General features: G+C 39.8%; 20 protein-coding genes. 8 read left to right on the forward strand and 12 right to left on the reverse strand.

The window, feature by feature from the left end:
- Positions 1 to 240: 240 nt before the first annotated feature.
- From QU01_RS06030 to valS, 8 genes are all read right to left on the reverse strand, one after another.
- The gene (locus QU01_RS06030; RefSeq protein ID WP_033762970.1) at positions 241 to 1,032 is read right to left on the reverse strand and encodes an NYN domain-containing protein; all 792 of its coding nucleotides are present in this window, start codon (positions 1,030 to 1,032) and stop codon (positions 241 to 243) included.
- Between the two features lie 627 nt (positions 1,033 to 1,659).
- Positions 1,660 to 2,016, reverse strand: coding sequence for a 50S ribosomal protein L19 (rplS, locus tag QU01_RS06035; protein WP_033762968.1), 357 nt, complete (start codon positions 2,014 to 2,016; stop codon positions 1,660 to 1,662).
- A 21-nt stretch (positions 2,017 to 2,037) separates the two neighbouring features.
- The gene (trmD, locus tag QU01_RS06040) at positions 2,038 to 2,727 is read right to left on the reverse strand and encodes a tRNA (guanosine(37)-N1)-methyltransferase TrmD (protein WP_033762965.1); all 690 of its coding nucleotides are present in this window, start codon (positions 2,725 to 2,727) and stop codon (positions 2,038 to 2,040) included.
- On the reverse strand, positions 2,728 to 3,282 hold the full coding sequence (gene rimM / locus QU01_RS06045; protein ID WP_033762963.1) for a ribosome maturation factor RimM: 555 nt from the start codon (positions 3,280 to 3,282) through the stop codon (positions 2,728 to 2,730).
- A complete protein-coding gene (locus tag QU01_RS06050) occupies positions 3,283 to 3,630 on the reverse strand; it encodes a KH domain-containing protein (RefSeq protein ID WP_033762961.1) in 348 nt (115 codons plus the stop codon).
- 16 nt (positions 3,631 to 3,646) lie between these two features.
- Entirely contained in the window at positions 3,647 to 3,877 is a 231-nt protein-coding gene (rpsP, locus tag QU01_RS06055; protein ID WP_000216125.1) for a 30S ribosomal protein S16, read from the reverse strand.
- Between the two features lie 73 nt (positions 3,878 to 3,950).
- A complete protein-coding gene (ffh, locus tag QU01_RS06060; protein ID WP_033762959.1) occupies positions 3,951 to 5,297 on the reverse strand; it encodes a signal recognition particle protein in 1,347 nt (448 codons plus the stop codon).
- A gap of 14 nt (positions 5,298 to 5,311) precedes the next feature.
- Positions 5,312 to 7,930: a valine--tRNA ligase gene (valS, locus tag QU01_RS06065; protein WP_033762957.1), complete on the reverse strand. Its 2,619-nt coding sequence runs from the start codon at positions 7,928 to 7,930 to the stop codon at positions 5,312 to 5,314.
- Positions 7,931 to 8,067: 137 nt separating this feature from the next.
- Here valS and fliW point away from each other — a divergent pair, with 137 nt between their 5' ends.
- From fliW to fic, 6 genes are all read left to right on the forward strand, one after another.
- On the forward strand, positions 8,068 to 8,475 hold the full coding sequence (fliW, locus tag QU01_RS06070) for a flagellar assembly protein FliW (RefSeq protein WP_001105859.1): 408 nt from the start codon (positions 8,068 to 8,070) through the stop codon (positions 8,473 to 8,475).
- 11 nt (positions 8,476 to 8,486) lie between these two features.
- Entirely contained in the window at positions 8,487 to 9,548 is a 1,062-nt protein-coding gene (gene murG / locus QU01_RS06075; RefSeq protein ID WP_033762955.1) for an undecaprenyldiphospho-muramoylpentapeptide beta-N-acetylglucosaminyltransferase, read from the forward strand.
- Between the two features lie 107 nt (positions 9,549 to 9,655).
- Positions 9,656 to 11,749: a Hop family outer membrane protein HopI gene (gene hopI / locus QU01_RS06080; RefSeq protein ID WP_033762953.1), complete on the forward strand. Its 2,094-nt coding sequence runs from the start codon at positions 9,656 to 9,658 to the stop codon at positions 11,747 to 11,749.
- A gap of 22 nt (positions 11,750 to 11,771) precedes the next feature.
- A complete protein-coding gene (gene hopL, locus QU01_RS06085) occupies positions 11,772 to 15,443 on the forward strand; it encodes a Hop family outer membrane protein HopL (protein ID WP_033762952.1) in 3,672 nt (1,223 codons plus the stop codon).
- Between the two features lie 13 nt (positions 15,444 to 15,456).
- Positions 15,457 to 16,230, forward strand: a complete 774-nt coding sequence (gene proC / locus QU01_RS06090; protein ID WP_033762951.1) for a pyrroline-5-carboxylate reductase — start codon at positions 15,457 to 15,459, stop codon at positions 16,228 to 16,230.
- 26 nt (positions 16,231 to 16,256) lie between these two features.
- Positions 16,257 to 16,784, forward strand: a complete 528-nt coding sequence (gene fic, locus QU01_RS06095; RefSeq protein ID WP_033762972.1) for a protein adenylyltransferase Fic — start codon at positions 16,257 to 16,259, stop codon at positions 16,782 to 16,784.
- A 241-nt stretch (positions 16,785 to 17,025) separates the two neighbouring features.
- Here fic and ybeY read toward each other — a convergent pair whose 3' ends face one another.
- From ybeY to QU01_RS06110, 3 genes are all read right to left on the reverse strand, one after another.
- Entirely contained in the window at positions 17,026 to 17,448 is a 423-nt protein-coding gene (gene ybeY / locus QU01_RS06100; RefSeq protein ID WP_033762949.1) for an rRNA maturation RNase YbeY, read from the reverse strand.
- Positions 17,449 to 17,501: 53 nt separating this feature from the next.
- Positions 17,502 to 17,996 (reverse strand): flavodoxin, encoded by a 495-nt coding sequence (locus QU01_RS06105; RefSeq protein WP_000516035.1) that lies wholly within the window; start codon positions 17,994 to 17,996, stop codon positions 17,502 to 17,504.
- A gap of 91 nt (positions 17,997 to 18,087) precedes the next feature.
- On the reverse strand, positions 18,088 to 18,669 hold the full coding sequence (locus QU01_RS06110; protein WP_033762946.1) for a DedA family protein: 582 nt from the start codon (positions 18,667 to 18,669) through the stop codon (positions 18,088 to 18,090).
- A 124-nt stretch (positions 18,670 to 18,793) separates the two neighbouring features.
- On the opposite strand from QU01_RS06110, the gene ccoS reads away from it, so the two are divergent.
- Together ccoS and QU01_RS06120 are read left to right on the forward strand one after the other, a co-directional pair.
- On the forward strand, positions 18,794 to 18,985 hold the full coding sequence (gene ccoS / locus QU01_RS06115; RefSeq protein ID WP_033762945.1) for a cbb3-type cytochrome oxidase assembly protein CcoS: 192 nt from the start codon (positions 18,794 to 18,796) through the stop codon (positions 18,983 to 18,985).
- A 25-nt stretch (positions 18,986 to 19,010) separates the two neighbouring features.
- Positions 19,011 to 19,982, forward strand: a complete 972-nt coding sequence (locus QU01_RS06120) for an NAD(P)-binding domain-containing protein (RefSeq protein WP_033762944.1) — start codon at positions 19,011 to 19,013, stop codon at positions 19,980 to 19,982.
- Positions 19,983 to 19,989: 7 nt separating this feature from the next.
- Here QU01_RS06120 and QU01_RS06125 read toward each other — a convergent pair whose 3' ends face one another.
- Entirely contained in the window at positions 19,990 to 21,150 is a 1,161-nt protein-coding gene (locus tag QU01_RS06125; protein WP_033762942.1) for an HP1165 family MFS efflux transporter, read from the reverse strand.
- Positions 21,151 to 21,206: the final 56 nt, after the last annotated feature.

Genomic DNA, 21,206 nt, shown 5'->3' on the forward strand with positions numbered 1-21,206 from the left:
TAAAAATTTTTGACAGAGTAAGTTAAAATTTTAAAACGATTGGGTTTTGAGAAATCTAAATACCGCCAAAAACACGCACGCATTCCCCATGAAACCACTATTATAAGCGCTAATTTATCTCTGTTTTCAAAAATCACTCCATAATAGAGAGCAAAAAATGAAATCATGGATTAGAAAAATCCGCTTAAGCTAACCCTTTTAAATTGGGTGCTTTTTTGTCCCCTTGGTGGGGGGATCGTGTTAGTTCTTCTTAAAGAGTTGGTCTTTAAATGGGTTGTTAAAAAGCTCGTTGGGGGAAAAGTTCTTTTTCTTGGGGGTGTACTGATTTTTTGGCAAGTTATCTACAATGTCAGCGACACTGCGTTCTCTCACATTGCAAGACTTCTTCAAGTCTGAAGGGACAGAATTGAGGCTTTCTTGAATGTTGGCGATAAAGACTTCAAAGCCTTTCTCCCAAGCGGCTTCTAACACAGGCACAAAATCGGTATCCCTGCTGAACAGCAAAATACACCCTCCTTGTTTGGTGCAATACAGCTTGGTAATATCGTGCGCCAACAGCGCATCAACTTGTTTTTGACGCAACTTTAAGTAAGGTATGAAAATCTTGGCTTCTAGACCATTACAGACTTCTTTGTCTTCGAACTTATATACGAATTTGAACTTTACCCGCCCGACTCGTAATTTCACTTGATTTTGTTGGGCGATCGCATGGTTGAAAGATTGGATAATCCCTGATTTATTCACTTTTTCCTCATATTCTTTAAAATTATTCTTTTTATACTCCTCAAGTTCTTCTTTTTTATTGCTCTTGATTCTAGGTTCAACTTCTGTGAAAGGCTCAAATACATAAAAATAGATCCGCTTCAATTCCTCTTCAGGCTCCAAAAACGAACGGATTAGTGCTAAGAGTTGATCGGGATTGTTGAAACTAAAATTAGGCTCTTTTAAACGCTCATCCGTTTCTTGGATTGCTTTCAAATCGGCGAGAAGATTTTCCCAATCCACAAAAATCGTGGTTTCAGTTTTTTCCATGCTTTCTCCCAAAATATGAATTTTGCCATAAGGGTTGAGTATAGCATGGGGATTTAAACATGCCTTGTTTTTTAAAATAAAATAAAGGTTCTGTTCTCATCAAACAGACACCAAAAGCCTTAATTAATTTCTTTCATTTTTTAAAAACTTTATAGTAAAACTTTCTTGAGAATATGAGGGGATATTTCGCGCTTTAATGTTCTTTCAAACCCTTTAAATCCCCCTTAACCTGATCGATTTTTCAAGGAATTATCGTTCAACTTGCGTCAAGCTTTTTGTATTTTGATGGTAAAAAACGCTTTTTAACCTTTTTTAAAATTTGACAACCAACGCCCCATTAAAAAACAGAGCCAAAAATTCAGTTTAACAAACAGCAAGCTAGAAAAGAAGCGATTAAAGCTTTGCCTTGAAAAAAACGAACACCAACGCTAAAAAGAGTTTAGAGTTTTAAAAAAGTTGGTGGTAAAACTAAAAAGGGATTAAAAAACTCTTTTTCAAGCCAATCCAATCCATTGAAAAAGTCTTACCCTATTTTTAAAAAAAGCGGTTAGAAAACGGATTTCAACCCCTAAAGAGTGTTTTACCCATCGGCATTGATTGAAGCATGATTGATAAAAAGCCTTAAAGTTAATGGCGGACTTCTTTAATCCTTGCTGCCTTACCTCTTCTATCGCGCAAATAGTAGAGCTTCGCGCGACGCACCCTACCCACACGCAACACCTCAACGCTCGCCAAACTTTCGCTATAGAAAGGGAAAATTTTCTCCACGCCGATATTGTTAGCCCCTATTTTACGCACGCAAAAAGTCTTATCCACGCCGTTGCCTCTAATCGCAATGCACACGCCTTCAAAATACTGAGTTCGTGTTTTTTCACCTTCTTTAATGGTGATACCAAGCTTCAAAGTATCGCCGGCTTTAAATGTTGGCATGGTCTTGTCTTTTAATTGAGTGTCTTCAAACTGCTGAATGTAGCGGTTTTTCATGTGTTTTCCTTAATGTCAATTTCATGATTTGTGCTGTTTGAATAAATCAAGGCGGTAAAATTTTGTCCTTAATTTTGACAAATCAAGTTTTAGTTGCTTGATTTTAGCATGATTTCCTTTAGAATATTCTAAAGGTGCAGGGATTTTATTGATTTCTTTGGATTTAAAAACAGCGTTAGCGAAATTAGGGGCTTCCAAATAATGGTTTTCAAAGCTCTCATTTTCTAAAGATTGAGCGTTACCCAAAACCCCTTGAATGTGGCGAGCGATACTATCTATCAAGCACAACGCTCCAAGCTCGCCCCCTGTTAAAATAAAATCGCCTATACAAAAAACCTCATCAGCGTCAAGTTCAATAGAGCGTTCATCAAAGCCCTCATAACGCCCGCACACCAAAACGACATGCTTTTTTTGAGCCAAACGCATCGCGTCTATTTGCTTAAAAGGCTTGCCCACTGCACTTAAAAAAATCGTGTGTTTAGGGTTTTTAACAGAATGGAGCGCGTTTTCTATCATCTCAGGGTTTAAAATCTGCCCTGCACCCCCACCAATGAGCGTGTGATCCGCTTTTTGATATTTATTAGCGCTAAAATCTCTAAGGTTTAACACTTCCAATTCAAAAAGATTTTTTTCTAACGCTCTTTTTAAAATAGAATCTTCAAAATAAGGCCATACAAGTTGCGGAAAAAGGGTTAAAACGCTAAATTTCACTCAACTATTCTCTAAAAGCGTTTTAGCGTTATGGGTGGTTATTTTTTTGTCTTGCAAAAGGATTTCTTGGATATAAAAATCCCTATAAGGGATTAAAAAAATCTTAGCCAAACCTTTTTCAACCAAACTTCTCGTGGTTTCAACTAGAAAATAATCTATTTGAGAAATCCTTTGGATTTCTATGACTTTTCCTAGAATCTCGTTTTCTTCCACCACGCTAAGCCCTACTAAATCGCAATAAAAAAACTCGCCCTCTTTTAAAACACAGAGTTTTTTACTCTCTGCTTCGCTCATAAAAAGCCCTAAATTAGTCAGCTCTTTAGCCTTTTCAGGCGTTTGGATCGTTTCTAAAAACAACAGGTTTTTAGCATGTTCATAAGAATGGATTGTATATTCTTTAAAAGAAGAAGCAAAAGAGAAAGCATTCAAGGGAGCAACGCCCACCTTAACGCCTTTTTTTAAGCACTCCGGAAAATCGCTCTCTAAATGAAGCTTCAACCCCCCATTAAGCCCCACGCTTTTACCAATTCTGCCCACTAAAAGCATAGAAACCATTCAAGGCGTTTGATCGCCTAAAACATGGGGATTTTGATCGCTATTTTTACTGGCAAAAACAACGATTTTATAAGAAAACCCGTCTTTGGCTTTCACACCAGAAACAAACGCCTTAATCGCGCTCACCATTTTGCCCTCTTTACCGATCACATGCCCCATGTCTGATGGGTGGGTATAAATAGTGATTTGTTTGACTTTATCTTCTAAAAGCGTGTGCTCCACGCTCAAAGCTTGCGGAAAAGAAACAACCTTTTTTAAATATTTTTCTAAAAAAGTTGCCACGCAATACGAATAGTCCTTACACTCAGCTTGAGAAAAAGGCGTGTTCAAAGGATCTAATTCGCACATTTAGCCTCACAAAACCTTAGGCTTTTTGAGAAAGTTTTTCCACTCTCTCGCTCATTTTAGCCCCCACGCCTTTCCAATAATTCAAGCGTTCCTTATCAATCTTAATATCTTTAGGCTCGCTCAAAGGGTTGTAATACCCAATGGATTCAATCCAACCTCCATCCCTTCTTTTCCTAGAATCGGTTACCACCACTCTATAAAAAGGCTTTTTCTTTCTCCCAATGCGAGTGAGTCTAATGACTGTCATTACAAAAATCTCCTAAAATATTCGTATTAAATTTGGGATTATACAACAAAAGCGCCTAAAACATGCTTAAAAGTTAGCGCATTTTAGGGGGCATTTGATTTTTAGCCTGACTCATGAGATTCATCAAATCGCTAATACCCTTTTTATTGGTTAAGCGTTTCGCCATTTTGCTCGCTTGATCAAAGCGTTTGATGATGCGATTGATTTCAGACACTTCTAAGCCGCTCCCTAAAGCGATCCTTTTTCTTCGGCTGCCGTTTAAAATCTCGGGGTTTTCTTGCTCTTTTTTAGTCATGGAATTGACCATAGCCTTGATTTTTTTCACTTCTAAAGAGCTTTCTAAATCCGTGTCTTTTAGCGCGTTTGCCATATTCCCTAAACCTGGAATCATAGAGATCAGAGAACTCATAGAGCCTAATTTTTTCACTTTTTCAATCTGGTTTAAAAAATCGTTGAAAGTGAATTGCCCTTTTTTGAGTTTTTTGCTCAAATCTTTGGCTTCATTAGGGTTTAAAACGCTAGCGGTTTTTTCAGCGAGCGAGATAATATCTCCAGCCCCCATCAAACGCCCCACAATCCTTTCAGGCACAAACACGTCTAAATCAGGGATTTTTTCTCCGCTCCCAATAAAACGCAAAGGTAAGCCTAATTGGTAAGTGATGCCTAAGGCGATACCCCCTTTAGAATCGCTGTCAAATTTGCTTAACACCACCCCGCTCACGCCTATTTCTTCATTAAAGGTGTTCGCGCTTTTGACCCCATCTTGCCCGCTCAAGGCGTCTGCGACATACAGCACTTCATGGGGGTTTAAGACTTCTTTAACTTCTTTTAGTTCTTGCATAAGCTCTTTATCAATGGCTAAACGCCCCGCGCTATCCACGAGCAAGACATCAAATTGCGCTTCTTTAGCCCGTTTTAAAGCGTTGCTAGCGATTTCTTTCACGCTTTTATTTTCTTCATAAAAAACTTCCACGCCCACCTGTTCGCCCAAAACCTTTAATTGCTCCACTGCCGCTAGGCGTTGCAAATCGCATGCGCATAAAAGCACTTTTTTATTTTTGGTTTTTAAATAATGAGCGAGTTTGGCGGTCGTGGTTGTCTTACCGCTCCCTTGCAAACCGGCCATTAAAACCACGGTGGGGGGCGTTTGAGCAAAAGTGAAACCACTGCTCCCTTTAGCGCTTAAAATTTCTAACAAACTCTTTTCTAAAGCGTCTAAAAATTGCTGCTTACCGATGCCGCTAAGTTTAGTCTGGCTTTCCACTTTTTTGAGCAATTCTCTAGCCACTTTATGATGCACATCGTTTTTTAAGAGCGTTTTTTTCAATTCATCTAACGCCCGATCTAACGCTTTTTCATCATCTTGAAAGCGGATTTTATTGAGCGCGTTTTTAAACCCATCGCTTAACGCTTGAAACATTTTCTATCCTTTTATTATGGTTGTTCTAACAAGTCCAATTCTTGCTTAATCTTACCCTCTTTTTCTAAAAGCGTTTTTAAACTCTCTTTGGCTTTTTCTAGCACGCTTTTAGGCGCGTTTTTGACAAAATTTTCATTGTGCAAATTGAGTTTTAGTTTTTCTTTTTCCAGTTTTTCCAACTGCTTTTTTAAACGCGCAACAAGCGGGCTTAAATCAAGGTTTTCTAAATTCGCATGAGTTTGGCAAAATTCCCCCACATCGCTCACGCTTTTTAAAGGCTTATAAGTTATCACGCTGACCTTTTCCAACCTCGCTAATTTTTGGGCGTAAGTTTGCAAACGCTCTGTGTTTTCTATTTTTTCCCTTAATCCCACGCTCGCTTCTTTTAAAACAATCGGTGGGGTTTCTAGCATGATTTTTAAACGCCTTAAAGACACGATGCAATCTTTGATCACTTCAAATTCATGCTCTAATGGCTCATCTTGTGCCAAATCTTTAGGGTAAGGCATGACCATGATAGAATGAGTGTTTTCTAGTTGAGTGTTACTGAGCTTGTGGTATAAAGACTCGCTGATAAAGGGCATGAAAGGGTGCAAGAGTTTTAAAGCTTCTTTTAACACGCTCCCTAATTCATCTATCGCTTCATTTTCCACTTTAGAAAATTCAATGAACCAATCGCAAAATTTCCCCCACAAAAAGCGGTATAACAAAGTCGTGGCGTCATTAAAACGATAATTATCCAAAGCGTTACGAATCTCTTTAGTAACAAGATTCAAGCGCGATTTCGCATAACGCCCCAAAGGCGTTTGGTATTCGTTCAAATATTCTCTGTCTTTGAAAGCTTCTTGTTTGAGTTTCAAATAACTCACCGCATTGAAAATCTTGTTGGCAAAATTCTTGCTATTTTCTAAATGCGTAGTAGAAAGCTTGATGTCCCTGCCCGTAGCGCACAAATTGGCTAAAGTGAAACGCAGGCTATCCGCACCGTATTTTTCTATCATCTCTAAAGGATCGATCACATTGCCTTTAGACTTGCTCATTTTTTCACCCTTTTCATCCCTAACCAAGGCGTGCAGATAAATATCTTTAAAGGGCAATTCGCCTAAAAGCGATTCGCTGCAAAAGAGCATTCTGGCCACCCAAAAAAAGAGGATGTCAAACCCGGTAATGAGCGTGGTGTTAGGGTAGAAATCTTTCAAATCGCTTTCATTAAACAAACCGCTTTTTTCTTGCCCCCACCCCAAAGTAGAGAACGCCCATAGCCCTGAACTAAACCATGTGTCTAGCACATCTTTATCCTGCTCTAGTTTTTCGCTCTTACAAGTAGGGCAATTTAAAGGGGTATCAAGGCTTACGAACTGGTGGTTATTCTCGCAAGTAAACACCGGTATTTGATGCCCCCAAAACAATTGCCTGCTGATACACCAAGGGCGTAATTCCCTCATCCAAGCGTTATAATTATTGATCCAATTAGAAGGGTAGAATCGCGCCAAACCTTGTTGGATTTTTTCAATAGAACTTTGAGCGATTTCAGGCTTGACAAACCATTGCTTAGACACATAAGGCTCTACCACATTATGACAACGATAGCAATGCCCCACTTGATGCGTGTGTTCTTCTATTTTTTCCAATAGGGCGTTTTCTTTTAATCTTTCTACGACCTTATCTCTAGCTTCTAATCGTTCTAAATTTTCAAACTCCCCGCAATGCGCGTTTAAAATCCCTTTTTCATCAAAGATTTTAATCGTTTCTAAATGGTGGCGTTTGCCCACTTCATAATCGTTAAAATCATGCCCAGGGGTAACCTTCACACACCCTGTGCCAAACTCCATTTCCACATGTGCATCAGCGATAATAGGGATTGTGCGATTGATTAAAGGCAAGATCGCTTGTTGCCCCACTAAATGCCTGTATCTTTCATCGTTAGGATTGACCATAAGCGCGCTATCGCCAAACAAAGTTTCAGGGCGTGTGGTGGCCACCACTAAATAATCTTTTTGATTTTCTAAATAATATCTAATATAATACAACGCCCCCTTACGCTCTTCATACTCCACTTCAATATCGCTTAACGCCCCATCTTTAGTGCACCAATTCACCATGTAATTATCTTGAACGATGAGACCTTTTTCATACCATTTCAAAAACGCTAATTTAACCGCTCTTTGCAAGCCCTTATCCATCGTGAAACGAGTCCTAGAAAAGGCCGCGCTCACGCCTAAACGCTTCATTTGCTCTAAAATCGCTCCCCCACTCTTTTCTTTCCACTCCCACACTTTTTGAATAAACTCTTCACGCCCTAAATCTTCTTTTTTAATCCCTTGACTTAAAAGCTGCTTTTCCACAACATTTTGCGTCGCAATGCCGGCGTGATCGAGCCCTGGCTGATACAAAGTCTTATACCCATCCATGCGTTTGTAACGCGCTAAAATATCTTGCAAGCTTAAAGTTAAAGCATGCCCTATGTGTAAGATACCGGTCACATTAGGAGGGGGCATCATCAAGCAAAATCGCTTGTTTTTTTCTTGGATTTTTTCATTGCCATCAATTTCAAAATACCCCCTATGAGAGCAAATTTCATAAATCTTTTTTTCTATTTCTTTTGGCTGGTAGGTGGTGGGTTCTTGTTTCATTATTGTTATTATCCTAAAATAGAGCGTTCTTTCAAAAATGGTTGGTTTTTGGAACGCCTTTTGCTTTTACGCTTTTAATTGTTGCGTATTTTTTTAAAATTATACAACAAAGCATTTAAATTAAAAAGGATAGTCCAGTGAATTACTTTTTAAAAGCCCCTATTTTAGGATTTGAGCATATCAATGAAGTGCGTTTGGAAAAAATTGATTCCTTATTCAGCCGATTGGTTAGTCAAACGAACTCGCCCATGGCGTTGGATATGGTCTTAGTGAATCCTTATTGTTTGAGGGAATACAGCTTTGTGATACCCAAATACATAGAATTACTGCTAGAATTAGATTCTCATTCCAAAGTGGAGGTGTATTGCGTGGTCGTGTTGCAAAAAAATTTAGAAGATTCTATGGTTAATTTCTTAGCCCCCTTAGTGTTTAATTCCAAAAATGGCTTTGGTGCTCAAGTCGCGCTTTCTATGATGGATTATCCGGATTTTGGCTTTAGAGATCCTTTAAAAAGCTTTGTGGTTAAAGAAAGAGAACGAGCTTAAGGGTTTTTAGCATGAAATTCGCTCTTACAGGGGGAGGCACAGGGGGGCATCTCTCTATCGCTAAAGCCTTAGCCATAGAATTAGAAAAGCAAGGCATAGAGACCATTTATCTAGGCTCAACCTATGGGCAAGATAAAGAATGGTTTGAAAATAGCCCCCTGTTTAGCGAACGCTATTTTTTTAACACGCAAGGCGTGGTCAATAAAAGCTTTTTTAAAAAAATAGGCTCTTTATTCTTGCAAGCTAAAGCCGCTTTTAAGGCTAAAGAAATTTTAAAAAAACACCAGATCACGCACACCATTAGCGTGGGAGGGTTTAGTGCAGGGCCGGCGAGTTTTGCAAGCTTGCTTGATCACATACCCCTTTATATCCATGAGCAAAATGCGATTAAAGGCTCTCTTAACCGCTACCTTTCCCCTAAAGCTAAGGCGGTGTTTTCAAGCTACGCTTTTAAAGATAAGGGAAATCATGTTTTAACCTCCTATCCCGTGCAAAACGCTTTTTTTGATCACGCTAGGACTCGCACGGAAATCAAGAATATTTTATTTTTAGGCGGTTCGCAAGGGGCAAAAGCGATCAACGAATTTGCCCTATTAAACGCTCCCAAACTCACCAAACAAGGGATTAAAATCACGCACATTTGCGGCCCCAATTCTTATGAACAAGTGCGTTTTTTTTACCAGGAATTAGGGCTATTGGACAAGATAGAATTGTTCGCTTTCCACAACAATATCATAGAAGTCATGCATAGGGCGGATTTGTGCGTGAGCCGAGCGGGTGCTAGCAGCGTGTGGGAATTGTGCGCCAATGGCTTACCCACGATTTTTATCCCCTACCCTTTTGCGAGCAATAACCACCAGTATTACAATGTCTTAGAATTTGAAAAAGAAAACTTGTGCTATGTCGTGCCTCAAAATGAATTATTGCCTAAAAAACTCTTTGAAGTCATTAGAAAGCTCAACCAAAAAGACGATCAAGGCAATAAAAATCTCACCACTATCAGCACTAAATTGCAACAAAAAATCGCTAAAGACGGCGCAAAAACCATTATTGAAAGGATCTTAAGCGCTTAAAATAGCCCATTTTAATCAACAATTAAGCGACTAACCATTAAACTTAAGCGATAAATAAGATAAAATTTAGGATAGCTCAAATCTTTTAAAAAGAAAAGGATAACCCCTTGCAAAACTTTGTTTTTAATAAAAAATGGCTTATCTATTCTAGCCTACTCCCCTTATTTTTTCTTAATCCCTTAGCGGCAGAAGATGATGGGTTTTTTATGGGGGTGAGTTATCAAACTTCTCTAGCCGTTCAAAGGGTGGATAACTCAGGGCTTAACGCCAGTCAAGACGCATCCACCTACATCCGCCAAAACGCTATCGCTCTAGAATCTGCGGCAGTGCCTTTAGCCTATTATTTAGAAGCGATGGGCCAACAAACCAGAGTTTTAATGCAAATGCTCTGCCCTGATCCTTCTAAAAGATGTTTGCTCTATGCGGGGGGCTATCAACAAAACGCCCAAAATGGCGATACAGGCAACAACCCCCCAAGAGGCAATGTCAATGCCACCTTTGATATGCAATCTTTAGTCAATAATCTAAACAAGCTCACCCAACTCATCGGCGAGACTTTAATCCGTAACCCTGAAAATCTTTCTAACGCCAAAGTCTTTAATGTCAAATTTGGCAATCAAAGCACTGTTATTGCTTTGCCTGAGGGTCTAGCCAATACCATGGACGCTTTAAACAATGATATTACCAACGCTTTAACCACGCTCTGGTATAACCAAACCTTAACGAATAAATCTTTTAATAGCGGTAATTCCGTGAATTTTAGCCCTGAAGTCTTGCAACACCTTTTACAAGACGGCTTAGCCACAGCAAGCAACAATCAAACCATTTGCAGCACTCAAAACCAATGCACCGCCACTAACGAAGCTAAATCTATCGCTCAAAACGCCCAAAACATCTTCCAGGCTTTAATGCAAGCAGGGATTTTAGGGGGCTTAGCCAATGAAAAGCAATTTGGCTTCACTTATAATAAAGCCCCTAATGGCAGCGATTCCCAACAAGGCTACCAAAGCTTTAGCGGCCCGGGTTATTACACTAAAAATGGCACTAACACCACACAAGCGCCCTTAAAAGCATTACCCGCTGGAGCGACAATTGGATCAGGCAATGGCCAATACACCTACCACCCTAGCTCTGCAGTCTATTATTTAGCGGATAGCATCATCGCTAATGGCATCACCGCTTCTATGATTTTTTCAGGCATGCAAAATTTCGCCAATAAAGCCGCTAAACTGACAGGCACTTCAAGCTATAGCCAGATGCAAGATGCGATCAACTATGGGGAAAGCTTGCTTAGTAACACCGTAGCGTATGGGGATTTTATCACCAATTGGGTCGCTCCCTATTTGGATTTAAATAACAAAGGTTTGAATTTCTTGCCTAATTATGGGGGGCAATTGAATGGCGCTAATAGTCAAACCCCACAAAACAATTTAACCCCACAACAAGCCCAACAAGAACAAAAAGTGATCATAAACCAACTGGAGCAAGCCACAAACGCCCCAACCACCGCACAAATTGACAAGATCTTAGCTAACCCCTATTCCCCCACGGCAAAAACCTTAATGGCTTATGGGCTTTATCGCTCTAAAGAGGTGATTGGTGGGGTAATTGATGAAATGCAAACTAAAGTGAATCAAGTCTATCAAATGGGCTTTGCTAGGAATTTTTTGGAGCATAACTCCAATTCTAATAACATGAACGGCTTTGGCGTGAAAATGGGCTATAAGCAATTCTTTGGCAAAAAGCGCATGTTTGGGCTTAGGTATTATGGCTTTTATGATTTTGGTTACGCTCAATTTGGATCCGGTTCTCCTGCAGTGAAAGCCACGCTCTCTAGCTATGGAGCAGGCACAGACTTTCTCTATAATGTTTTTACCCGAAAAAGAGGGACTGAAGCGATAGATATCGGTTTTTTTGCCGGTATCCAACTGGCAGGGCAAACCTGGAAAACGAATTTTTTAGATCAAGTGGATGGCAACCATCTTAAACCTAAGGACACTTCTTTCCAACTCCTTTTTGATCTAGGCATAAGGACTAATTTTTCCAAAATCGCCAAGCAAAGAAGGTCTCGTTTTTCTCAAGGGGTGGAATTTGGCCTTAAAATACCGGTGCTTTATCACACCTATTACCAATCAGAAGGCGTTACAGCGAAGTATAGAAGAGCCTTTAGTTTTTATGTGGGCTACAACATAGGCTTTTGATTAAACAAAATAAGGGAAAAATATGATAAAAAAAGCTAGAAAATTCATACCATTCTTTTTAATTGGCTCTCTCTTAGCTGAAGACAATGGCTGGTATATGTCTGTAGGCTATCAAATCGGCGGCACGCAACAATTTATCAATAACAAACAACTTTTAGAAAATCAAAATATCATCAACAGCGTAACCCAAAGCGCGATTAACATTGCAGGGCCTACTACCGGCCTTATCACTTTAAGCTCTCAAGGCGTCATTGACGCTTTAGGCTATGGCGTGAGTAACACCGTGGGCAACCAATTAGAGGGCATTTCTAATATCCTAAATCAAATTGGCAAAAGAAAAGACTTTTATTCTAGCCGTCAAATCTCTAGCATTTCCCAGCAAATCATAGGGTTTAAAGGAAGCTCTGATCCCTTAAAAGCCCACTCTTCACAGATCACAGCCAAACTCCTTTCCAACACCCAGAGCGCGTTTGATGAAGGCATCGCGCTAAGCACTAGCATCATTAGCTCTATCAACAGCCTTAATCCTAGCAACAACGCCAAAGAAGTCAAAGCCCAGCTCCAAAGCACCGCGCAATCCATGGCAGAATTGTTGCAACAAATTGAACACAGCATCACTAAAACCACTAGCACCACTTACGCGCAATCCTTACTCTCCAATCTGACCGATGCGGTGAATGCCTCTAGCGATAACACCACTTATGTGAGCGCTCTTGTTAACGCTTTAAACACTTTAGGGGTGGGGGTTTTCCCCACCACAACCTCAACGCATGTGGTGTTAAACCCACCGGGACAAGTCGTATTTTATCCAGCTAATTCCCTTTTAGGCTCCACTTCTTCAAACAGCAACAACCAACAACAATACAACAACACCCTTTTAATGAACACCTTACAAGGGGAATTAAGCGCTAATAATCAAAATAACCCCAATGGTTGCACCAATCAAATCCAGTGTTTGGAGCAATTCATCCAAAATTTAGCCCCTTTAGCCGCAGCCCCCACTTCAAACAACCAAGCCAACCAGCAAGTCCAAGCCATCGCTCAAAAGCTTCAAAGCGTCGCTATCAACACTTTAGACAACAATGCGATCAACAACACCACCTATAATTTAAACAACTTGCACAACGCTTTGAATTTCCAAGCCTATCAAAGCACGATAGAACAATACAATAACGCTTTAAAACAAATTTCTTGGATCAGTTTTACTGAGCCTAAAAACTTGCTCAAAAACACTTCCAATAACTACCAAATCGGCACGGTTACCAACGCTCAAGGGCAAAATATCAGCGCCTATGATTGCGCAAGCGCTACCGGAAGCCTTTCTAACGATGCTTCTAGCGGGATTTCATGCTCAGCGACAAGCTCCACAAGTTCCACAAATGGCTCTACAAACAGCTTTGACAATTCTTTAGTCGCTACCTCCAAAGTCCAAACCATAGGAGGCAAAGAGCAGATCGGCGTGAATTCTTTCAACTTGGTTTCTCAAGTGTGGAGCGTTTATAACTCTTTAAAAACTTCAGAAGAAAATTTGCAAAAAAACGCCAATATTTTATGCACTAATGGATCGCCATCCGGGACAAGCTCATGCAATACCAGCTCTTCAGGGGGTTTGAGTATCAGCGGGAACGCCCAATTGCAAAACATTTTAAGCTCTACTAATGGGACTAGCACTACCGCTCAAGCTAAAAGCAACGCTTCCAAACTGAAAGCGATGGTGGTGGTGAACAATGAAGAAGAAGCTAAAACGGCCAATTTAGCTCAAAATAGTGGGCCAACCACACAATCTCCTAACAGCACGGTGATGGGAGCTTTAAACACCGTGTTGCAAAATGTCAATAATTTCCAGCAAAGCATTCAAAGCGCTTTTCAAAACCAAGAAAGTAATATCCAAGCTTGGGCGAACGCGCTTTATAACACTAGTAACCCTAATGGGAGTCAATCGCAAAATTTAACTACTAGCAATAACCAAGATTTACACATCCAATTGAGAGCGAATTTCTACCAGCTCATCAATACGATTAACCAGCAAGTGCCTACAGACATGAGCGCTTTAATTAATCAAAGCCAACAAACCCAGCAAACAAGCGGAGCAACAAACAATAATCCATGTGCGAGCGGAACGAATGAGAGTAATAGCAACTGGTGTTATCAGCAATGGTCCGATTCTAAGGCTTATTACAGCGGGTTGCAAAGCGCTTTAGGGTATCAAACACAAGCGACAACTCAAAGCGGGAACAATGGTGGGAAGAGCATCACCTACAATGTCCAACAAATCACGCTCACTAGTAATGGTTTGCTCAATCAAATTATCACAAATCTTAAGGGCGTTAATGGGGGCAGTAATTGGGGAAGCAGTGGGAATGGGACTAGTCAAATCAACACAGCCTACCAAATGCTCACAGACGCCAGCGATGGGAAATTAGGGACTTATGCTAATAATGCCTATCAAACATGCAATAGCGGGAGCAATAAAACAAATTGTTATGAACCCAACAAACAACAAAACGCCACCACCGCAACCACTAATGAAACCAACTTGCAAAAAGTCTATAATGACGCCCAAAAAATAGCCAACATTATCGCCAGCTCTGGGAATAATAAAGGCGTTGAAAACGGCTTAAAACAATTCTTTGAAGCCTTAAAAAATAATAGTAGCAGTCTCAGTAGTTTGTGTAATGGTAGTAGTGGTAGTAGTGGTGCTGCTTGCTCTGGTGGGCTTATCAACCTTTTAGGGGCAATCCCCACGAATGGGGTGAGCGATACGAACAATTTAATTAATTTACTCACCGAATTCATTAAAACCGCCGGGTTTATCCAAAATAATAATAATAGCAGTAATGCTAGTCTTACAAGCGCTTTTCAAGCCATTACGAGCGCTATTTCTCAAGGGTTTCAAGCCTTGCAAAACGACATTAGCCCTAACGCGATTTTGACCTTGCTCCAAGAAATCACTTCTAACACCACCACCATTCAGTCATTCTCGCAAACCTTACGGCAGCTTTTAGGGGATAAAACCTTCTTCATGGTGCAACAAAAACTCATTGATGCGATGATTAACGCCAGAAATCAGGTTCAAAACGCGCAAAATCAAGCCAATAACTACGGCTCTCAACCCGTTTTAAGCCAGTATGCGGCCGCTAAAAGCACCCAACACGGCATGAGCAATGGCTTAGGGGTTGGCATAGGCTATAAATATTTCTTTGGTAAAGCGAGAAAATTAGGCCTTAGGCATTATTTTTTCTTTGATTACGGCTTTAGTGAAATAGGCGTAGCCAATCAAAGCGTGAAAGCGAATATCTTTGCTTATGGGGTAGGCACGGATTTTTTATGGAACTTGTTCAGGAGGACTTACAACACTAAAGCGTTGAATTTTGGGCTATTTGCTGGGGTCCAATTAGGCGGTGCGACTTGGCTTAGCTCTTTAAGGCAACAAATCATTGACAATTGGGGGAACGCCAATGACATCCATTCAACGAATTTTCAAGTGGCGCTGAATTTTGGGGTGCGCACCAACTTTGCGGAGTTTAAACGTTTTGCTGAGAAATTCCACAATCAAGGGGTCATCAGCCAAAAGAGCGTGGAATTTGGGATCAAAGTGCCTCTCATCAATCAAGCGTATTTGAGTAGCGCCGGGGCTGATGTGAGCTATAGGAGGCTTTATACTTTCTATATCAATTACATCATGGGGTTTTAAAAAAGGGCGCGTCATGGAAATCTTACAATTCATCGGCTATGGGAATATGGCTCAAGCGATTTTAGAAGGCTCTCATGAAATTTTATCCAAGCGTTTTATTTTGGAGATCACCGGAAGAAACCCTGAAAAAATCGCCCCTTTTTTACAAGAAAAAAACATTCAAGCTCAAATCGTGCCTTACAAAGACGCTATTGACATACACCAAAAATTCGTGTTTTTACTTTTTAAGCCTTACAACCTTAAGGATTTTAATTATCAAGGGCAAGCTAAAAGCGTTTTGAGCGCACTAGCTGGGGTGGGTTTTAAAGCTTTAAGCGATGCGATTAATTCTTTACATTACTTAAAATGCATGCCTAACATTGCGAGCAAGTTCGCCCTATCTTCTACGGCGGTGTGCGAAAAATCGCCCATGCCCTTAATAAGCCAAAAGGCTTTGAATATTATTGAGAGTTTTGGGAATTGCGTGCGAGTGGGCAATGAAGAGCAGGTTGATTCTAGCGTGGCGACAAACGGAAGCACGCTCGCTTTTTTAAGCTTGGTAGCGAGCAGTTTGAAAGACGCCGGTATTAGAGAGGGCTTGAACGCTAGAGATTCTTTAGAATTGGTGAAAATGAGTTTTAAAGGCTTTGCCAAGCTTTTAGAAAAAGAACGCCCAGAGATGATTATAGAGCAAATTTGCACCCCTAAAGGCGCAACGATTGAAGGCTTGAGCGTTTTAGAAAAAAAGGGGGTTAGGGGAGCGTTTATAAAAGCATGCCATGAAAGCGTGAAAAAAATGTGCCTCTAAAAATTACACTCTTAAAAATCAGCGCGATGCATTTAGACAGACAGAGTTTAGAAAAAGCCAAGCATTTGATCCAAAGCGGTCTGATTGACACCATAGAAGTAGGCGCAATCAAGGGCTTGCAAGAAATCCATCGGTTTTTGTTTGAAGGGCTGTATGAATTTGCCGGGAAAATCAGGGATAAAAATATTTCGAATTTCAGGTTCGCTAACTGCTTGTATTTGGATTTGATTTTACCCAGAATTGAGAGCATGCCGCAAAATAATTTCAATCAAATCATAGAAAAATATGTGGAAATGAATATCGCTCACCCTTTTTTGGAGGGTAATGGCAGAGCGACTAGGATATGGCTTGATTTGTTGCTTAAAAAGGAATTGAAAAAAATCGTGCTTTGGGATAGGATTGATAAAGCCGCTTATTTGAGTGCAATGGAAAGGAGTCCTGTGAATGATTTGGAAATCAAAACGCTTTTAAAAAAGCATTTGAGTTCTAATACCAACGATCCCTTAACTCTCATTAAAGGCATCACGCAGTCGTATTATTATGAAGGGCTTTGAAAAAATACTAAAATCATTTTTTATAATCCAATACAAAAGAGTTTGACGCTAGTCAAGAGATAGTTTTTTATAATGCGATCTTAGGGGATTAGTGGGATTTAGTTGGGGGTTGCAGGAGAAAATGTTACCTCTTATCCCCCCTTTACCATAAAATAAAATTTAAAGTATAAGACAAAATAATTAAAGCCCCATTTTAAAAGAAATTAAAAGCTTTATTTGTCAGCATTAAAGCAATCTGAAACTAATCCTGTGTGCGTTCAATCAAACTCAAAGGCAAGTCAAAAGCTTTAATGAGTTCGCCCTCTTTTTGGCGTTGTTCGCCCTTATCTTTTTCATGGTCATAGCCCAACAAGTGCAACACCCCATGAATGAATAAAAGAGCGATCTCCTCTTCTAATCTATGCCCTAATTTCAGAGCGTTTTCTTGAGCTAATGGCGCATTAATCACCACGCTCCCTAAAGGGGTGTGAGAAATGGCTTCTAAAGGGAAACTCAAAACATCGGTAGCGTAATCGCAACCCCTTAAATCCCTGTTGATTTCTCGCATGGTTTCATCGCTCACCAAAACAAGCTCAATGATTTGAGTGGGGGCTAAAAAACTTGCGATTTTTTCTAATAATAAAAAGTCTGATTCTAGCGGAGTTTGGTTGTCTATTCCTAGCATTAAAGATATAAAAAGAAGTTTAAAAAAGCCCTAAAATTTAGGGCTTATAAAGATTAAGCGAAAGAACCTTTAACTTGTTCTACCCATTTTGAAATCCTCTCATCAGTGAGATCGTCTTGATTGTCTTCATCAATCACAAGACCCACGAATTTACCGCCTTCTACCGCTTTAGAAGCTTCAAAATGATAGCCATCAGTGGGAGTTTGCCCTACCACTTTACCGGCTTTAGCTTTTTCATAAATGTGGAAAATGCCTTCCGCAAAAGTTTCGCTGTAAGTGTCTTGATCGCCCAAGCCTACAAGCCCAATGGTTTTATTCGCAAAGTCGCTCGCTTCTAGTGTGCCTAAAAAGTCTTCCCAATCTGTTTGCAAATCGCCCGCACCAGCTGTTGGAGCGACTAGAATAACCTTTGTAAAGCTATTGAATTGATCTTTAGAAGCTTTAGCCACATCAATCACTTCGGCATTACCAATAGCCTTGCTGATTTTTTCAGCGATAGCTTCAGCGTTCCCGCTGTCTGTCCCAAAAAAGATACCAATTTTTCCCATGTTCTCAATCCTTGTGTTTAAAGATATTAACGCACCCGCTTTTAGCGAATGCTTGTGGGCGTAGTTTAGCGCATTTAATTAAAAATCTTGCTTAAAAACCCATTTTGCGCGAATATCGTTTCAATAAAAACCATATTAAAAGCGCTATAAGAACAAAACTTATGACAAAAAACGAAGTGTAATGAGAAAGCCTTTCATACAGCGTTTTCACCCAATCGCTCGCTTGAAAAGAAACGCTCCCCACGATTAACGCCCACAAAAAACTGGATAAAACATTAAGCCATAAAAATCTTTTTAAAGGGTATTTGCTAAAACCAATTGCCAAAGGTACAACGCTCTTAATCCCATACAAATATTTATTGATAAAAATCATTAAAAAAGCGTAGCGTTTCACCCACAAACTCGCTAAAGCAAGCTTTCTTCTATGCTTATGAAAATACTTTAAAAACTCTCTTTTTTGATAGCGGGCAAAGATTACAAGAGCCCCACTCCCTACCATATTCCCTAAAAAAGCGACAAGAATGGTTATTTTTATATCCAAAGCGTGCGTGGTAGTGCTCAAAATAGAAGCGATGACAATCCCCACATACCCACCCCCTAAAGAATATAAAAACAAAATAAGATAACCCCACTCCTTAAAACCCTCTTGAAAACGCAACAACGCTTCTTGCATAAAAGACCCTCTTTTGATTCGTTTTTATTTTCATGTTATCCAAACTTATTCAACCTATTGGTGATTTAAACGCTATCTTTTAGTATAATGACGGCATTATCCTAATAACCTAAAAGATATAGAGATGAATACAGAAATTTTAACCATCATGTTAGTTGTCTCAGTGCTTATGGGATTAATAGGCTTAATAGCGTTTTTATGGGGGGTTAAAAGCGGTCAGTTTGACGATGAAAAACGCATGCTTGAAAGCGTGTTGTATGACAGCACGAGCGATTTGAACGAAGCGATTTTACGAGAAAAACGCCAAAAGAATTAAAAAGAATTAAAATAAAAGGATAGGAATGAATCAAGAAATTTTAGATGTGTTGATAGTGGGCGCAGGGCCTGGGGGCATTGCCACGGCCGTAGAATGCGAAATAGCCGGCGTTAAAAAAGTGCTTTTATGCGAAAAAACCGAAAACCATTCAGGCATGTTGGAAAAGTTTTATAAAGCCGGTAAGAGGATTGATAAAGATTATAAAAAGCAAGTCGTAGAGCTTAAAGGGCATATCCCTTTTAAAGACAGCTTTAAAGAAGAAACTTTAGAGAATTTCACTAACCTTTTAAAAGAGCACCGCATCACGCCGAGCTATAAAACCGATATTGAGAGCGTGAAAAAAGAAGGCGAATACTTTACAATCACCACCACTTCTAACACAACCTATCATGCTAAATTTGTGGTGGTTGCGATCGGGAAAATGGGCCAGCCAAACCGCCCTACTTATAAAATCCCTGTTGCACTCTCTAAACAAGTGGTTTTTAGCATCAATGATTGTAAGGAAAATGAAAAAACCCTTGTGATCGGCGGAGGCAACTCAGCGGTGGAATACGCCATTGCTTTGTGCAAAACCACCCCTACCACCCTCAATTACCGCAAAAAAGAATTCAGCCGCATCAATGAAGACAACGCTAAAAACTTGCAAGAAGTCCTAAACAATAACACGCTTAAAAGCAAGCTTGGAGTGGATATTGAAAGCCTAGAAGAAGATAACACTCAAATTAAGGTGAATTTCACCGATAACACGAGCGAGAGTTTTGATCGCTTGCTGTATGCGATCGGCGGCTCTACCCCTTTAGAATTTTTTAAACGCTGTTCTTTAGAATTAGATCCTAGCACCAATATCCCTGTGGTGAAAGAAAATTTAGAGAGCAACAATATCCCTAATTTATTTATCGTGGGCGATATTTTATTCAAATCAGGAGCGAGCATCGCTACCGCTTTAAACCATGGCTATGATGTTGCTGTAGAAATCGCTAAAAGGTTGCAATCTTAAAGCAAACTCACTCATCAAACGGCTTAGCTTTATACAAAAAGAAAAAGAGCATGATAAGCGTTAGGGCAAAATGCATGGTGATGATAGTTAGAGGCGAGAAGTAACGCAGTTCCAAACTGCTGAGCGATAAGATTAGCACAGAGACCACGCGCACACAGCTTGATAAAAGCGATGAGAGCGATGAAATATTGTTTTTGGAAACAAATTTGGAGAATTGATACCCCAAGCAATAACTCATGTAAGTGAAAAACGCCACCATGAGCGCATACACCCCTATAAATAAATAAGGGATATTCATAAGCAATAAGGGGCTAACGCCAAGCAACACCAAAAGCGAACTCAAGGCGATTTTTTGGCTGTAATTTTTGGCTTTTAAAAAATGAATGAGGATAGAAATCACTTGAAAAGCGATATAGAACATAAAAAGGTATTGCTCTTTAACGCCTTGTTTTAAAAAATACGCTTGCCACATTTGAAAATGGCTCATAAAAAAGACGGGCGTAATCAAATGCCCCACTAACAAAATTTTAAGCTTGGGGTTATCTTTAAGCTCTTTAAGACTGCCTTTGACTTGCTCTTTAAGGAGTTTCAAACTTTTTTGGCTTTTAAAATCTTCTTCTTTTTCTTTAAAATAAATGATGATCGTTAGCGCACAGAGCATGATTAAAAAAATCCCCACGATATACAGCATCGCATGGATTTTAAGATACAAAAACGACCCCAAAGAACTCCCTATAATCATGCCTAAATAAGTAATTTGATTGTTTTTGGCTAAAAAACGGGACAAATCCTTTTTATTTTCTTTAATGTCTGTGATGAGTGAAGCTTCAATCGTGCCGCTAGAGCATGCGCTATACAAACCATACAACCCCCACGCTAAAAGCATGAAAATAAAACTATCAAAGAAAAGCACCAACGAAAAACTAGCGATTAAAAAAACATTAGAAACCAGGAATAAATTCTTCCGGCTCATCAAATCCGCTAAAACGCCGCTTGGGTATTCAGCCACCAGCACGCAAAAGCTAAAAAAGGTTTGCACGAGCAAGATTTCACTCAAACTAAGCCCTTTAGAAAGCAACAAGGGGGTTAAAATCGCATGGGGCAAGCTTTGAGCGATGATCAAGAGAAAATTCGCCCCATAGTAAGCTAAGATGTTTTTCCTTAACATTTGAAAATTATAATTAAAACTAGCTTATAATACAGCGTTATATCTTTTCATTAAGG

Origin of the sequence: Helicobacter pylori SA221C, assembly GCF_000476855.1 — a bacterium.
Classification (GTDB): domain Bacteria; phylum Campylobacterota; class Campylobacteria; order Campylobacterales; family Helicobacteraceae; genus Helicobacter; species Helicobacter pylori_DK.

What these genes read in the sequence shown, in the direction of transcription:
- rimM (WP_033762963.1), bottom strand. Translation starts at nt 3,282, where the DNA reads ATGGTTTCTATGCTTTTAGTGGGCAGAATTGGTAAAAGCGTGGGGCTT.
- QU01_RS06110 (WP_033762946.1), bottom strand. Translation starts at nt 18,669, where the DNA reads ATGCAAGAAGCGTTGTTGCGTTTTCAAGAGGGTTTTAAGGAGTGGGGT.
- ffh (WP_033762959.1), bottom strand. Translation starts at nt 5,297, where the DNA reads ATGTTTCAAGCGTTAAGCGATGGGTTTAAAAACGCGCTCAATAAAATC.
- QU01_RS06050 (WP_033762961.1), bottom strand. Translation starts at nt 3,630, where the DNA reads ATGTGCGAATTAGATCCTTTGAACACGCCTTTTTCTCAAGCTGAGTGT.
- valS (WP_033762957.1), bottom strand. Translation starts at nt 7,930, where the DNA reads ATGAAACAAGAACCCACCACCTACCAGCCAAAAGAAATAGAAAAAAAG.
- ccoS (WP_033762945.1), top strand. Translation starts at nt 18,794, where the DNA reads ATGAATACAGAAATTTTAACCATCATGTTAGTTGTCTCAGTGCTTATG.
- rplS (WP_033762968.1), bottom strand. Translation starts at nt 2,016, where the DNA reads ATGAAAAACCGCTACATTCAGCAGTTTGAAGACACTCAATTAAAAGAC.
- QU01_RS06120 (WP_033762944.1), top strand. Translation starts at nt 19,011, where the DNA reads ATGAATCAAGAAATTTTAGATGTGTTGATAGTGGGCGCAGGGCCTGGG.
- QU01_RS06125 (WP_033762942.1), bottom strand. Translation starts at nt 21,150, where the DNA reads ATGTTAAGGAAAAACATCTTAGCTTACTATGGGGCGAATTTTCTCTTG.
- murG (WP_033762955.1), top strand. Translation starts at nt 8,487, where the DNA reads ATGAAATTCGCTCTTACAGGGGGAGGCACAGGGGGGCATCTCTCTATC.
- hopL (WP_033762952.1), top strand. Translation starts at nt 11,772, where the DNA reads ATGATAAAAAAAGCTAGAAAATTCATACCATTCTTTTTAATTGGCTCT.
- proC (WP_033762951.1), top strand. Translation starts at nt 15,457, where the DNA reads ATGGAAATCTTACAATTCATCGGCTATGGGAATATGGCTCAAGCGATT.
- QU01_RS06030 (WP_033762970.1), bottom strand. Translation starts at nt 1,032, where the DNA reads ATGGAAAAAACTGAAACCACGATTTTTGTGGATTGGGAAAATCTTCTC.
- fic (WP_033762972.1), top strand. Translation starts at nt 16,257, where the DNA reads ATGCATTTAGACAGACAGAGTTTAGAAAAAGCCAAGCATTTGATCCAA.
- rpsP (WP_000216125.1), bottom strand. Translation starts at nt 3,877, where the DNA reads ATGACAGTCATTAGACTCACTCGCATTGGGAGAAAGAAAAAGCCTTTT.
- ybeY (WP_033762949.1), bottom strand. Translation starts at nt 17,448, where the DNA reads ATGCTAGGAATAGACAACCAAACTCCGCTAGAATCAGACTTTTTATTA.
- QU01_RS06105 (WP_000516035.1), bottom strand. Translation starts at nt 17,996, where the DNA reads ATGGGAAAAATTGGTATCTTTTTTGGGACAGACAGCGGGAACGCTGAA.